This is a genomic window from Streptomyces sp. NPDC042102, assembly GCF_055582305.1.
In genome coordinates this window covers 72935-85619 of the sequence record NZ_JBVJDL010000008.1, presented here as the reverse complement: position 1 = coordinate 85619, position 12685 = coordinate 72935, and the positions used below count along the sequence as shown (strand labels likewise).

The 12685-nt window shown below is 71.8% G+C and carries 14 protein-coding genes; 4 read left to right on the top strand and 10 right to left on the bottom strand.

Features of this window, described 5'->3' with window-relative positions; all coding sequences use genetic code 11:
- Window positions 1-17 precede the first annotated feature (17 nt).
- The 3 genes from ACZ6KO_RS27245 to ACZ6KO_RS27235 all read right to left on the bottom strand — a co-directional run bounded on the left by ACZ6KO_RS27245 (window position 18) and on the right by ACZ6KO_RS27235 (window position 1919).
- Complete coding sequence (locus ACZ6KO_RS27245; RefSeq protein WP_469306657.1) at window positions 18-203, bottom strand: plantaricin C family lantibiotic; 186 nt, start codon at window positions 201-203, stop codon at window positions 18-20.
- Between the two features lie 194 nt (window positions 204-397).
- Entirely contained in the window at window positions 398-859 is a 462-nt protein-coding gene (locus ACZ6KO_RS27240) for a DUF5990 family protein (RefSeq protein ID WP_469306656.1), read from the bottom strand.
- A 40-nt stretch (window positions 860-899) separates the two neighbouring features.
- A complete protein-coding gene (locus tag ACZ6KO_RS27235; RefSeq protein WP_469306655.1) occupies window positions 900-1919 on the bottom strand; it encodes an alkylmercury lyase family protein in 1020 nt (339 codons plus the stop codon).
- Between the two features lie 95 nt (window positions 1920-2014).
- On the opposite strand from ACZ6KO_RS27235, the gene ACZ6KO_RS27230 reads away from it, so the two are divergent.
- The gene (locus ACZ6KO_RS27230; RefSeq protein ID WP_469306654.1) at window positions 2015-2416 is read left to right on the top strand and encodes a heavy metal-responsive transcriptional regulator; all 402 of its coding nucleotides are present in this window, start codon (window positions 2015-2017) and stop codon (window positions 2414-2416) included.
- A 59-nt stretch (window positions 2417-2475) separates the two neighbouring features.
- On the opposite strand, the gene ACZ6KO_RS27225 is transcribed toward ACZ6KO_RS27230, so the two are convergent.
- Complete coding sequence (locus ACZ6KO_RS27225; protein ID WP_469306653.1) at window positions 2476-4230, bottom strand: alpha/beta fold hydrolase; 1755 nt, start codon at window positions 4228-4230, stop codon at window positions 2476-2478.
- 551 nt (window positions 4231-4781) lie between these two features.
- Between ACZ6KO_RS27225 and ACZ6KO_RS27220 the strand changes: the two genes are divergently transcribed.
- Window positions 4782-5465 (top strand): maleylpyruvate isomerase N-terminal domain-containing protein, encoded by a 684-nt coding sequence (locus tag ACZ6KO_RS27220; RefSeq protein WP_469306652.1) that lies wholly within the window; start codon window positions 4782-4784, stop codon window positions 5463-5465.
- A 97-nt stretch (window positions 5466-5562) separates the two neighbouring features.
- A complete protein-coding gene (locus tag ACZ6KO_RS27215; protein WP_469306651.1) occupies window positions 5563-6021 on the top strand; it encodes a type II toxin-antitoxin system PemK/MazF family toxin in 459 nt (152 codons plus the stop codon).
- 115 nt (window positions 6022-6136) lie between these two features.
- On the opposite strand, the gene ACZ6KO_RS27210 is transcribed toward ACZ6KO_RS27215, so the two are convergent.
- The gene (locus ACZ6KO_RS27210) at window positions 6137-7261 is read right to left on the bottom strand and encodes a questin oxidase family protein (RefSeq protein WP_469306650.1); all 1125 of its coding nucleotides are present in this window, start codon (window positions 7259-7261) and stop codon (window positions 6137-6139) included.
- A 58-nt stretch (window positions 7262-7319) separates the two neighbouring features.
- Between ACZ6KO_RS27210 and ACZ6KO_RS27205 the strand changes: the two genes are divergently transcribed.
- Window positions 7320-7811, top strand: coding sequence for a MarR family winged helix-turn-helix transcriptional regulator (locus tag ACZ6KO_RS27205; RefSeq protein ID WP_469306649.1), 492 nt, complete (start codon window positions 7320-7322; stop codon window positions 7809-7811).
- A 108-nt stretch (window positions 7812-7919) separates the two neighbouring features.
- Here ACZ6KO_RS27205 and ACZ6KO_RS27200 read toward each other — a convergent pair whose 3' ends face one another.
- Genes ACZ6KO_RS27200 through ACZ6KO_RS27180 form a run of 5 tightly spaced genes read right to left on the bottom strand, consistent with a single transcriptional unit; the run spans window position 7920 to window position 12622 of the window.
- Window positions 7920-8480: a DUF7676 family protein gene (locus tag ACZ6KO_RS27200; RefSeq protein ID WP_469306648.1), complete on the bottom strand. Its 561-nt coding sequence runs from the start codon at window positions 8478-8480 to the stop codon at window positions 7920-7922.
- The gene (locus ACZ6KO_RS27195) at window positions 8477-9205 is read right to left on the bottom strand and encodes a (2Fe-2S)-binding protein (protein WP_469306647.1); all 729 of its coding nucleotides are present in this window, start codon (window positions 9203-9205) and stop codon (window positions 8477-8479) included. The genes ACZ6KO_RS27200 and ACZ6KO_RS27195 overlap by 4 nt, the downstream gene beginning before the upstream one ends.
- The gene (locus ACZ6KO_RS27190) at window positions 9199-10269 is read right to left on the bottom strand and encodes an ABC transporter ATP-binding protein (protein WP_469306646.1); all 1071 of its coding nucleotides are present in this window, start codon (window positions 10267-10269) and stop codon (window positions 9199-9201) included. Before ACZ6KO_RS27190 ends, ACZ6KO_RS27195 begins: the two co-directional genes overlap by 7 nt.
- Entirely contained in the window at window positions 10266-11381 is a 1116-nt protein-coding gene (locus ACZ6KO_RS27185; protein WP_469306645.1) for a FecCD family ABC transporter permease, read from the bottom strand. Before ACZ6KO_RS27185 ends, ACZ6KO_RS27190 begins: the two co-directional genes overlap by 4 nt.
- Window positions 11378-12622: an ABC transporter substrate-binding protein gene (locus ACZ6KO_RS27180; RefSeq protein WP_469306644.1), complete on the bottom strand. Its 1245-nt coding sequence runs from the start codon at window positions 12620-12622 to the stop codon at window positions 11378-11380. The genes ACZ6KO_RS27185 and ACZ6KO_RS27180 overlap by 4 nt, the downstream gene beginning before the upstream one ends.
- Between the last annotated feature and the right edge of the window lie 63 nt (window positions 12623-12685).

Here is a 12685-nt window from a genome sequence, read left to right as displayed (position 1 = left end):
CTCCCGGCGTCATGAGGTCATTCGCAGTTCTTCTGGCACTCCGCGGTGGCGGTGCAGAAGTTCCCGTTGTTCCCCAGGACGTAGCTGGCGCCGTAGCAGCCGATGGACGACATCAGAGTCCCCCAGCCCTGGCCGGCGGCGCTGACGGTGTCGAGGTTCTGGTCGTCGATCTCTTCGAGGATGCCGACGTTCGGGTTCGCCATGTGGCTCACGCCTTTCACGCGATGCGGACGGCGCGACTGGTGGGTCACGCCGATCCGTGTGGATCTTGACCCTCAGAACGCTAGGCAACGCAGCCCTGCCGCACCCCCGCCCAGGGACGGGTTCTGCCCCTACCGACGACCTGTACCTGGGTGGAGGTCGAGGCACGGGGTCCGACCCGCGGGAATCCGGGTGTTCATGCCCCTGACGCGGCGGACCACTCGATGTGCGGCGGCCGGACCAGGGCACACAGGGGTTGGCCGCGGCCATCGGTGAGACGCAGGCGTGCGAGGAGTCGTCCGGAGCCCATCGCGGCGGTGACGGTGTCCGGGGCGATGGCGTCGAGCATGAGCTTGGCCCGGCGGAACATGGTGAAGGTCCCCGCTTCGTCCACCGTGCTCCAGGACAGGTAGACGAAGCGGGCTCCGGGGCCGCCCTGGACGTACGGCCCCTTGATGTCGACGCCCGCGTCGGTCGCCGTCGCCGTGCAGTCCAGCGTCCACGTCGCCGAGGCGGCGTCGCCGGGGTGCGGATCGAGCAGCTCGTCCGGGCGGTTGCGCCGTTGGACAGCGACGTGGATGTTGCTGTAGCCGGGGAAGTTCGGGGCTGGACCGCAGGTGAGGCCCGGAAGGTCGACGGCTTCGATTCGAATCTGCATGAGGCCATCCTCTCCTCGGCCGGCGGGACGTCAGGGAGCGTCAGGGAGCGTCGGGGGAGTCGGGGGAGTTCGGGGACGCCGTCGTCAGCAAGGGGCCGAAGGTCTGCCGGCCCAGCTGCTCGGCGCGGGCCTGGCCGACGATGCCGCCGGGCACATCCGGATGCTGCTGCGACCAGGTGGTGGCCGAGGCGCGGCCGGTGAAGAAGTTCAGCGCGTCGCAGCACACCGTCTCGGCGGGACCGGAGGAGCCGCGGCGGCCGACGAAGACCACGGCCGAGTCCGGCTCCCACACCGTCGTCCCGCCCGTCGAGGTGACAGTGATCAGCTCGCCGGTCACCGGATCGGTGGAGGAGATCACCACGTCCCGGCCGAGCATCGACGGGATTCCGAGGGCGTCGACGGCGCACATCGAGAACACCTCCGCCCCGCCGTCGATGCACACCCGGTGCGGGGTCGGTACGGCGGAGAACGGATACGCCGCCCGGACCTGCCCGTCCTCGTCCAGGGTCAGGAAGTCCTCCCGGTCGAGCTCCGCCAGCACCTCCCGGGCCGTACGCCCGGCAGCGGCTGCGACAGGTTCCAGCAGCGCCGCCTCCGGGGCCCGGCCGGCCGTCGCGAAGTGACGCAGTACGGCCTGATGCACGGCCCGCAAGCCGCGTTCAGCCGGAGCCACCCGTCCGCGGCCGTTCCGCCCGATGGGATCGAACAGATCCGTCTCGCAGCAGCTCTCCTCCACTGCCTCGGCAAGGCCTGCCTCGGCAAGGCCCGCGTCGACAAGGGCGGAGCGCAGGGCGGCCACGCTCGGGGCACCGTCCGCCCGGCCGCCGTCGCGGTAGATGCGGCACGACACGCTCGGAACGGCGTCCTGCACCGCGAAGGGGTCGACTCCGTCCAGCAGAACGGTCGGGGAGCCGGTCATGCCCCAGCGAGCAGCCTCGCTCTCCTCGTGCACCTCGACGTGTTCGACCTCGGCGGCCCGGCCGGCCAGCGCGGCGGTGATCCGTTCCTCCACGACCGGCCCGTTCGGGCAGTCCGGAACCGTCAGAACCGTGATCCGCATGGCATCGTCCTCTCAGCTCGCTGCCTCGGCTCGTTGCCTCTGAGCCGACCGTAAACCTTCCAGCGCACTGGAAGGTCAAGCGTTAGCCTTGAGGCATGCGCATCGGAGACCTCGCCGGCACCAGCGGGCTGACGGCCAAGACCATTCGCTACTACGAGCAGGTCGGCCTGATGCCCGCACCGTCGCGGACCCCCGGCGGCTACCGCGACTACGCGCCCGAAGCCGTCACCAGGCTCGCCTTCATCCGTGACGCCCAGCATGCCGGCCTCACCCTCGCCGAGATCCGCGACATCCTGACCCTCCGCGACAGCGGACAAGCCCCCTGCGCCCACGTCGGTGACCTCATCGACCAGCACCTCGAAGAGATCAACCGGCGCATCGCGGAACTCCGCACCACCCGCAGCGCACTTCGCGTCCTCGCCCGCCGCGCCGCCGAGACGGACCCGGCCATCTGTGCGGAGGACGGCATCTGCACCATCTTCTCCACCCAGCCGTAGAGATCCGGGTTCCGGCCCGCCCCGCCCCGCCGTCACTGCGGGGCGGGCGGGGGCTCGGATCAGCCGAGGGGCAGGTCGAGGCGGGCCTCGCTGCCGGCGGTGGAGCCGATGCCGAGGGTGACGAGGTTGGGGTTGTCGTCGGAGTAGAGCTTGTCCTTGGCGTTGACCACCAGCATCACCTTGTGGTCGGCCGCGATGTCGTAGGCGGCGGCCTGCAGGTCCCAGTCCACGGTGGTGGCCCGCCCGGCCGTGGCGCCGGTGAGGGTGTACGGCTCGTGGGTGATGATGCGGGCGCTGCCGTCCGGGGCGAGGTCGAACAGGTAGGCCACCAGCGTCGCGGACTCGGCGGCGGGAGTGACGGTCAGCTGGATGTGCGGCACGCCGCGCACCTTGCGGGCTCCGGCCGGGGAGACCCAGGTGGCGAGGTAGCGGCGGTCGAACTTACCCGTGGCGTAGCTCTTCGGGTTGCCCTGCCACTCCTGCTGGCCGGTGGTCAGGAGCTCGTCCACGGCCTTGGCCTCGGTGAGCTTGCCCGTGGTGAACGAGACCTGCCATCCGGCGGCCGGGGCGGTGCCGAGCGGGCCGTCCTGGCCCTCGGCCGCGGCGCCCGGGTACAGCTTCTCGGTGCGCTTGGTCACCTCGTCCCAGTTCGCGATGGACTCGCGGACGGTGGGGGCGAACATCACCTGGCTCCTGATCTGCGGCCAGGAGGGGACGTCGTTGGCGACGCCGAGGATGTGGTGGTCGAGCCAGGCGAGGGCCTCGTCGACCGGGAGGTTCGGGCCCGGCACGGTCAGGCCGGCGCCCTCGGGGGCGGCGTGGTCGCCGATCCACAGGTTCAGGTGCTTGGGGACGGTCAGCTTCTGGAACGTGGCCAGGGCGCCGTTGACGGGGAACAGCGTCTCGTGCCACGTGTTGGAGTAGAACGTCGGGATGCCACGGGCGTTGGTCTGCTTCAGGTAGCTGATCGGGGACCGCTCCAGCGCCCAGGCCTTCACGCCCTTCGGGTTCGTGCCGTCGCGGAAGTCCTTGAGCAGCTGTCGGGTGGCCGCATCGAACTTGCGCTCCTCGGGCCCGCCGGTGAACTTGGCGAGGGCATCGACGGCGGCCAGGTGGCGGGTGGTGTTGCCGAGCAGCGAGGCATGCAGGTCGCCCCAGGTGCTCAGCGCCACCACGGCAGCCACGCGCTCCGCCCGGTCGTGTGCCGCGACCAGCTGGCTGATCCCGGAGCCGTAGGACTCGCCGAGGAACGCGACCTTGCTCGGGTCGAACTGCTGCTGCGCGTAGTCGATCATCGTGGAGCCGTCGGCCCAGTCGTCGGGTCCGGCCACATCCACGGTGCCCTTGGAGGTGAACGGGGCGTCGATGAAGTCGCCGCCCGGGAGCTGGAAGGTCTGGCCGATGCCGCGCGGGGAGTAGGCGAGCACGTGGTAGCCGCGCTTGGCCAGGCGCAGGTACAGGTACGGGAACATCGTCCAGCCGAGCGGCGTCCACCCGGCCGGGACGATGACCACCGGGCGGGGCTCGTCGCCGTTGAGCTTGATGCTGAAGGCGGACAGCCGGACGCCGTCGTGCGCGGTGATCCACGGGACGCCGATCGTGGCGACCGCCTTCACCTGGTCGACCAGCTCCTGCAACTCCTTCGGCAGCAGAGGCTGTTCAGCGGTGCCGGTCATCGTGGCGACCAGCGCCTCGCTCAACGCCACGGCGTCGGCCGAGACCGAGGTGTCAGAGGCCCAGACGCCGGACCTCTGCACCTGGGACAGCTGGTTCGCGGTGACCGGCGTAGGGCTGTCATCTCCGGGAGTGCTCATGGGGCGCTGCCTTTCGCGTTGGCGGAGAAGGGTGCGTGCATCGCCATGATCACAACGGGCCCGGTCGGCACGCTGACGCCCTGCGGAGCGCTCACTCGAAAGGGCCACGCGTGACGCGGTTGCCTGCCGAGTGGCCGCGCGGGGCCGCCTTCCCCGCCTCCTGACCTGCCATCCTTCTGCGTGCCGCCGAAGACCACGATCGAACTTCGGCGCACCGACACCCTCGGCCCCGGCACTTTCGCGCGCGTGGTGCGGGCTGACCATGCCCCTTAACAGCGAGCTCGGTATCGGGGCGGGCGGCCAGGCGAAGGATCCGGGTTCGGTCATGGCGGGGAAGCTGTCGCACGCCCCGTGAGGAAGATCGGCGGAGAAGGCCGGGCTCCTGCCCGGCGATCTTTTTCATCGGTCTGCAACCGGGAGCGCATTGCCGCGCGTATCGATGATCTGAGGCGGACATCGGAACGATCTGGTGATCTACTCAGTGCTCCGGGCGGAGCGGAACGGGGGGCGAAGTGAGCGCGGGACGGCGAGCGGACGGGGAGCGGAGCGGAGTGGACCACGACCAGGTGCTCGGAGCCTTCCGGCTGGAATGCGAGGCTCTCGGCGACGCCGTGGCGGGACTGGCCGAGGCCGAGTGGAACCTCCCGACACGCTGCACTCCCTGGTCCGTACGCGACCTGCTCGGGCACGTATGCGTGGTGATCGACTGGCTTCCGGCCATGCTGGACGCGCCGGCACCCGGCGAGGCGGAGATCTCCGCGGTGGAGTACTACCGCCCGGACGACCGCTTCTCGGCGCAGACCAACAGCAAGCGGATCGCCTTGGCCCAGGACCGTGCCGCGCGGCCGACAGACGGCCCCGAATGCGCCGAGGACTTCGCCGCGACCTGGCGGCGGGTCGACCGGATGTGCCAGGAACAACCCGCCGGCCGGACCGTGCGGACACGCCACGGCGACGCCATGCTGCTGTCGGACTTCCTTCTTACCCGCGTCGTGGAGGTCGCCGTCCACGGCCTCGACCTGGCCGACGCGCTCGGATGCGAAGCCTGGCTGACCCCGGCGGCCGGCGAGACCCTGACGGAGCTGCTCCTCGGCCCGGAGCACACGGCGGCGGCTGACAATCTGGGGTGGAACCCGACGCGTTTCCTGCGCAAGGCCACCGGCCGAGAGGCACTGGACGAAGCGGAGGCCGCTCAGGTCGAACGACTCGGCATCCGTTGGCTCGCCCTGGGCTGACCTCCGCCCCTGCCCACCATCCCGCGGAGCCGGGAATCACTCCGTACTCTGGCGCAGGGTGTCCGTGTCCACCGCCGTTCTGCATCCGGGAGGACCTGTGCGACGTGGGGAAGTCTGGTGGGTCGAGTTCGACGAGCGGCGGCCGGCCGTCGTGCTGTCGGGAGACAGCGCCTCCGGGATCAGGGTGATGCAGGTCGTCGACCCAGCGGGCGTGGACATCAGCGGTCTGGGCGTCGAAGTGGCCGTGGGCGCCCTGGAGGGACTGCCCTTTGACGGTGTCCTGCGGTTCGCGTTCCCGCGACCGGGCTTCACCCCCTGTACGTGGCTGACCACTGTGTCCCGGGACGACCTGATCGAGCCGGCCGGCATCCTGCCCTCCGCGAAGCTCCGCGAGATCGAGGACGCCGTTCAACTCGCGGAACGGGCGCAGGAGCGAACTCCGGAGTCGACCGCGAAGCTCAGCGAGATGAGAGACGCCCTCCGACTCGGCGGCCTCGGGTCGGGCGCCGCGGCCACCGAGGCGGGCATCCGAACCGCCGGCGGGGCCGCCCGGTGACCGGCGACCGCTGGGTGTGGGAGTACGCCTTCCACGCCGAGGATGAGGCCGGCTGACGAAGGTCGTCCGCGACGAGGTAAAGGCAGTCACCGACCAGATCTCGGGCGCCGGTGCGTCACGAGACGGCGCCGCGGACCCCGCCGCCGTCGTCGAGCGGGGCGATGCGCCGCAGCGCGGCGTAGGCGGCGGCCGGGTACCGGGGGTCGGGCCGCAGGGCGTACTCGCGCAGGCACGCCTCGGTGAACTTGATGACGTGCTCGTCACCGTGCTCGGCGGCACGGGCCCCGAGCTCGGCCGGCGCGGGGAGGTCCGGTATCTCCGACCGCCAGGCTTCAGTGCCCTCGTCGCGACGGTCCGACGTGAAGGCGAACAGGAAGGCGGACTGCACCTGCCAGAGCCGAGCCACCGTCGGTTCGTACAGTTCGTGCGGCAGATGCGGGAGCACGAGGCGGACGGCGGCGGGCGCGGTGACGCCGTGGATCAGCGGTACGGGGTACACCTCGGGGTGGCCCAGATAGACATCCGCGAACTGGGCCGTCATCTCGCTCAGCAGCCGGGGTGCCTGCTGCCGCTCCAGCAGATCCAACGAGTCGCCGTAGCCGGGCAGTTCGGCGAGCGTGTCCAGGCGGTGGCGTGCGGTGTCCGGCCCCATGGGGCCGTCGAGCGGTACGCGGGGCAGCGCCGCGACCGCGTCGGGCAGCGCTTGGGAGCCGCGCAGGCGCGGGTGGCCCGGGAGTTCGGTGTAGCGGGCCGCCCAGTATGCGAGCCCACGGGCCAGTTCGTTCAGCTGGAGCGGTGCGGGGCTGTCGCCGGCCGCGTACAGGCCGCGTACGGCGTGCGCGGTGCGGATGAGTCCGTGCGTCAGGCCCGCGAACAGACCTGGGAGCAGGCGGGGCCACCAGCGTACGAGCACGTCGCGCCAGTGCTGCTCGGCCAGTTCCCGGACGAAGAGCCGCTCCCAGTCACCGGCCCGCTGGAAGCTGCCGAGAGCGGGACGCCACGAAGCCTCGTCCGCGGGGTCCAGGGCGAAACGGGCTGCGGGGGGTTCGTGGTGCTCCATCGCCTTCCGGTAGCGCTCCACCCAGCGGGCGACCTCGTCCCCGTGCCCGAGCAGGGCAAGCGCCTCGGCGCCCATCGGGCCGTGATTGGCGAGGTCGACCCCCACTCCTCGCTCGTATCCGAGGTCGTCCATCCGTTCAAGAGCGTCGTTGAGCGCATCGCTGTAGCCGATCGAGGGCATGAGAAGTCCCTTCGGAAAGCCAAATAGTTTGGAGATCCAAACCATATACACTTGCAGTATGCCGCGCACCCAGGACTCCGCGAGAACGCCACGGAAGCCGACGCCGGCCGAGCTCGAAGTCGCCGGTCTCGTCCCGCTGCTGGAGCCGTTCTTCCGCGGTTCGGCCGTGCGGGACCTGATGCCGGAGCCCCTGCGCGACGCCATGGAGGCGCACGGCCTCACGCCACGCCACGGCGCGGTGCTGCCACAGTTGCTGGCCGGGCAGCCGCTGGCCGTCAGTGAGATCGCCCGACGTCTTCAGGTGTCACTGCCCACCGCCAGCGAGCTGGTGGGAGCGTTGAGCCGGGCCGGCATCGTGGAACGGGCAGAGGACCCGGCCAACCGTCGCCGCGTCCTGGTGTCCCTGGCCGAGCAATACCGCCCGCCGCTCGAATCCTTCATCGTCCGGCGAACGGATCCGCTGCTGCGCGCGCTGGAGGGGTTGTCGCCCGACGAGAAGGCGGGTTTCCTGGCGGGACTCACGGCCTGGGTCCGTGAAGTGCAGGGGTAGCGAAAAGGCCGCCCCGTGCCGCGGCGAACTGCGGGGCGATGCCGTCTTGCGGTCCGGTCCGGCGTGCCGGGCCTGCTGTTGCGGACGCGAGCGGCATCCGCCCGTACGTCAGCCGTCGTGCCGGAAGCCTTTGCCCGTGCGGTCGAGAGGGTCGGGCGACAGGCCGAGGAAGCGGTCGCGGAGGGCGTCCCAGGCGGTGAGCCGGGTGAAGTCGGGGGCGTCGAGGATCTCCTGGCGGTCGGTGAGGAACGGGTTGGGCAGCAGGACGGTCATCATCTGCTCGTCCCGGCCGTTGAACAGGCGGGCGCCCCAGCTGACGGGGGCGCCGTCGGAGCCGATGCTGCGGTAGAGCTCGGCGCGGGAGCAGCGGCGGATGCGTCCGAGTTCGGGGCCGGAGGCGGTGTGCTCGCCGATGCACAGGTGGAAGTGCCAGGCGCCGAAGTCGATGGTGGCGTAGCCGTCGTTCATGGTGATGGCGGTGGGGGCGCCCGGGGCGCCCACCTCCCAGGCGGCGCCTTCGATGATGGGACCGAAGTGGATATGCTGCCAGTGGTCGGTGAAGACGGTGGTGACGAGGTCGAGGAGGGTGGCCTCGTCGACCGGGAGGGGCCAGACGTGCTGGGTACCGCCGCCGGGGGTCTCGACGACGGTCGGCTCGGTGGTGGTCACGGGGTCTTCTCCTTGTGGGCGTTGGGGGTGAGGACGCAGTCGCCGCAGGTGCCCGCGCCCGGTACGCGGTAGTACAGGCAGCAGCTGCGACGTCGGAAGGCGAGCGGTCCGGGAGGGGTGGCGCGGTACGTGCCGGTGCCCGCCAGCGGCGGCCGGTCCAGCAGCGCGCGGACGAGGGGCACGACGGGGAGGAAGGGGTCCGGCGCCCTGGCCAGCAGGACGCGGTGGGCTCCGATCAGCGCCGAGGCGGCGTTGCCGCGCAGGGTGTGCGCGGATACGCCCGACACGCGCCGTACGGCGTCGGCCCAGGGGGCCAGGTTCTGGACGGCGACGGTGTGGAGCAGGGCCGGGAGCGGCTCCTGGTCGACCTCCCTCAGGTCGGGGAGCCACAGGTCGAGGGGGCCGGAGGCGGGCAGGCGCCACCACAGCCGGTCGGGCGCGAGGTCGGGGACGCTGCCGGTGAGCGTGGCGCAGGCCAGGGCGATGGACCAGAGCCGGGAGACGGTGCCCAGGTGCAGGGTGGACGCGGCCACCCTGGGCTGGTCGGTGCCGAGCCGCCCGGAGACGGCCCGTACGCATTCCTCCAGCGCGCCCGGGTCGGTGTACAGGTCGGTCAGCGGCCGGAAGCCCTCGGTGCCGGGGCGATGGCCGGTGGCCAGCGCGAAGTACGGGCCGATCACCGAGATCCGTGCCAGGGCGGCGGGGGTGAGGGCCGACGTCACCATGTCCGCACCGTCCGCGTGAGTTCGTGGAAGCCCCGGACGCGGACGGTCCGTCCGTCCGGTCCGGTGAGGGTGAGCCGGTCCGCGCCGTCCCAGCTCACGTTCGACCTGGCGGGCGGATCACCTTGGTCCGCGACGGCCAGCCCTTCCCGGGCGAGGGCGCGTTCGAGGAGCGGGAGCACATCGGCCGGCGCGTCCACCGCGACGGCGGCGCGTGCGGTGCGGCGCAGGCCGAAGGTGCCGGATGCCGGGTCGAAGGCGAGGTGGTCGGCGTCGAACGCCCCGGCGACGGCGCCGCTGCGGATCAGGTCCTCGGGTGCTCCGGCCTGAACACGGGATGCGCGGTCGACGAGCCAGACGGCATCGGCCACCCGCAGGGCCAGCTCCAGATCGTGCGTACTGACCACCACGGTCAAACCCTTGTCCCGGGCGAGGTCGCGCAGCAGTACGGTGAGGGCCACGCGGGAGGGCACGTCCAGGAAGGCGGTCGGCTCGTCGAGGAGGACGACCTCCGGCTCCTGGGCGAGGGCCCGAGCGGTCAGTACGCGCTGGCGTTCGCCGTCGGAGAGTTCGGCGGCCGGACGGTCCGCCAGTTGCGCTGCGCCCACCGCCTTCAGCGCCCACTCGACCGCGGCGTGGTCCGCTGCCGTGAGGCGGCCGGTGAACCCGGTGTGCGGGTGGCGGCCGAGCCCGGCCAGTTCCCGTACGGACAGCAGCCCGGGGTCCACCCGGTCGGTCAGGACGACGGCCAGCCGCCGGGCGAGGGCGGCCGGCGACTGCCGTGCCAGGTCGGCCCCGCCCACGCGGATCCGGCCGTCGAGCGGCGGCAGGAGCCCGCACAGGGTCCGCAGCAATGTGGACTTGCCAGCGCCGTTGGGCCCGAGCAGTACGGTCAGCTCGCCGGCCCGCGCCTGGAGATCGAGCCCCGACAGCACGGCCCGTCCCGCTCCGCGCCCGCGGCCCCGCCGGCCCCGGTAGCCGACGGCGAGCCGGTCGGTGGCCAGTCCGCCGGGGCGGTCCGACCCCTCGGCCATGTCCTTGACGGGCTCGGTCATCGTGTCGGTCACGAGGTCACTCCTTGTACGCCGCGACGGCTGCGGATCAGGAACGCGATGACGACCGGGGCACCGAACAGTGAGGTGATGGCGTTGAGCGGCAGCACGGCCTCGGTGCCGGGGGGCTGGCTCAGCAGCGCGCACGCGAGCGCGAGGAACGCCCCCGCGAGCATCGACGCCGGGATCAGTGCCCGGTGGTCCGAGGTGCCCAGCGCGACCCGCGTCAGATGCGGCACCGCGAGGCCCAGGAAAGCGACCGGGCCGCAGAACGCGGTCGCCGCGCCCGCCAGAAGCGAGGTTCCCAGCAGTGCCAGATCGCGGCTGCGCCGCACGTTGAGCCCCATGGTGCGGGCGTAGTCCTCACCGAGCAGCAGGGCGTTGAGGTGCTTGGAGGTCAGGAGCGCGGCCAGCAGGCCCGCGCCGATGACGGGCAGCATGACCTGGAGGTCGGGCCAGGTCGTGGCGCTGAAACTGCCCAAGCCCCACATGACGAACTGCTGCGCGTGCTCGGGCCGGGCGTAGACCAGCATCACGCTGACCACGGCGGTGGCCGCCGACCCGATCATGACGCCGATGACGAGCAGGGTGACGGCGGACCGCACCCACTGCGAGAGGAGCAGGACGAGGGCCAGTACGGCGGCGGCCCCGAGTGAGGCGGCGAGGACGACGCCCAGCCGTCCCAGCCCGGCCAGGTTCCCGGTGAAGCTTCCGGCGACCCCGCCGGTGCCGACCACCACGGCGGCGACGCCCATGCTCGCGCCCGAGCTCACCCCGAGGGAGAACGGGTCGGCCAGCGCGTTGCGGAACAGGGTCTGCATCTGCACGCCCGCCACCGCGAGGGCGGCACCGACGGCGGCGGCGGTCAGCGCGCGCGGCAGCCGGACCTGCTCGACGATCACGGTCCATCGCGGGTCGTCGGCGGTGCCGCCGAACAGGATCCGCACCACCTCCGCGACCGGCACCGGGTGGGAGCCGGTCGCGATGGTGAGGACGAAGAGCAAGGCGGTACCGGCCGCGAGGGCGAGGACGACGGCGAGGCGCCGCCGCCCTGGCCGTACCGCCGGCCGCGGCCCCGGCGTGGTGTCCGGGGCGGCGGCCGGCGCGGTTGCCGTGTGCGTGCTCACGCCTTCGGCACCGGCTTGTAGAAGGTGAAGGCGTGGCCCTTCGCCTGGTCGGGGTGGATCAGCGCGAAGAGGTCGGCGAGGACCAGGTCCGGGCGCAGCACACCGCGCTCGAAGTAGTCGTTGCCGCCGCCGGGGCCGAGCGCCTTCTGGTTCGTCCACACCGCCCCGTCGGAGACCGCCTTCAGCTCCCCGTACCGGCTGTCGGCCTTGACCGCGTCGCCGGTGGACTCCCACTTCTTGTCGGCGATCCAGACCGGGGCCTGGCCGCCCTTGGCGTACACGGCCTCGAAGTTCAGCTGCACGTTGCCGGTGCCCGCCTCGCCGGCCCAGGGGTAGGTACCGCCCGCATCCTTGATCAACTGGGCGGCGTAGCTGCCGCCGGCGGGCATGTACCACGTGCCCTGGTACATCGTGCCGGGCAGGACCTCGACGGGCTTGCCCGCCTTGACCGTCTCGGCGGCCTTGTCGGCGACCTTGCGGTAGTCGCCCTCGATGGTGTCGAACACCTCGCCCGCACGCTTTTCCGCGCCGGTGAGCGCGGCCATGGCCTTGACCCACTCGGCGCGGCCGAGCGGGCTGGGCTCCAGCCATTCGGCGTTGGCGACCACGGCGATGCCGGCCTGACGGAGCTTCGGGTACTGCGGGTCGTCGGTGCCCTGGGTCATGAGCACGTCCGGCTTGGCACCGATGACCGTCTCGGCGTTGAGGGTCCGGTCCTTGGCGTACTCGGTGACCTTGCCGGCCTTCACGCGCTCGATCACCTCGGCCGAGCTGATGTTCGCTGCGCTCGCCACACCCGTCAGCACGTCCAGGGTGCCGGTCTCGGTCAGCAGGGGCAGGTGGGTGGTGGAGGCGGAGTACAGGCTCTTGACGGGGACCGTGACCGCTTGCGCGGAGGCCAGTTCACCGGTCAGCTGGGGCTTCGGCGCACCGCACTTGACCAGCACATACGATTCGGGCTTGCCCTTGGGGTACGGCTCGTTGACGGTGAGGACCTGGTAGCTCTTCTCGTACCGGAGCGTGAAGTTCTTGGCGTGCTTCACCGCCGACTTGACCGGGAAGTAGTCCTTGGCAGGGTCGAAGTCCTTGATGCATCCCTCCCCGGCGGCCTGGGCCTTCGCATCGGCGGATGGGCTGGAGTCGCGGCCACCACCGCACGCGGTGAGGGCGAGCGCCAGGGCGAGCAGGGCGGCCGTGGCCGCCGCCGGCCGGCGGCCGGGCGTGACTGGGTGTACGGACAAGGTGACTCCTGGTGGCGTGCGTGGGCAGCGCGAACCGGCGTTCCGGGGCGCGTGGCGCGGCGT

Bases quoted from the DNA above. Each gene is read 5' to 3' on its own strand.
- ACZ6KO_RS27245 (WP_469306657.1), bottom strand. From the start codon at position 203: ATGGCGAACCCGAACGTCGGCATCCTCGAAGAGATCGACGACCAGAAC.
- ACZ6KO_RS27240 (WP_469306656.1), bottom strand. From the start codon at position 859: ATGCAGATTCGAATCGAAGCCGTCGACCTTCCGGGCCTCACCTGCGGT.
- ACZ6KO_RS27235 (WP_469306655.1), bottom strand. From the start codon at position 1,919: ATGCGGATCACGGTTCTGACGGTTCCGGACTGCCCGAACGGGCCGGTC.
- ACZ6KO_RS27230 (WP_469306654.1), top strand. From the start codon at position 2,015: ATGCGCATCGGAGACCTCGCCGGCACCAGCGGGCTGACGGCCAAGACC.
- ACZ6KO_RS27225 (WP_469306653.1), bottom strand. From the start codon at position 4,230: ATGAGCACTCCCGGAGATGACAGCCCTACGCCGGTCACCGCGAACCAG.
- ACZ6KO_RS27210 (WP_469306650.1), bottom strand. From the start codon at position 7,261: ATGCCCTCGATCGGCTACAGCGATGCGCTCAACGACGCTCTTGAACGG.
- ACZ6KO_RS27205 (WP_469306649.1), top strand. From the start codon at position 7,320: ATGCCGCGCACCCAGGACTCCGCGAGAACGCCACGGAAGCCGACGCCG.
- ACZ6KO_RS27195 (WP_469306647.1), bottom strand. From the start codon at position 9,205: ATGGTGACGTCGGCCCTCACCCCCGCCGCCCTGGCACGGATCTCGGTG.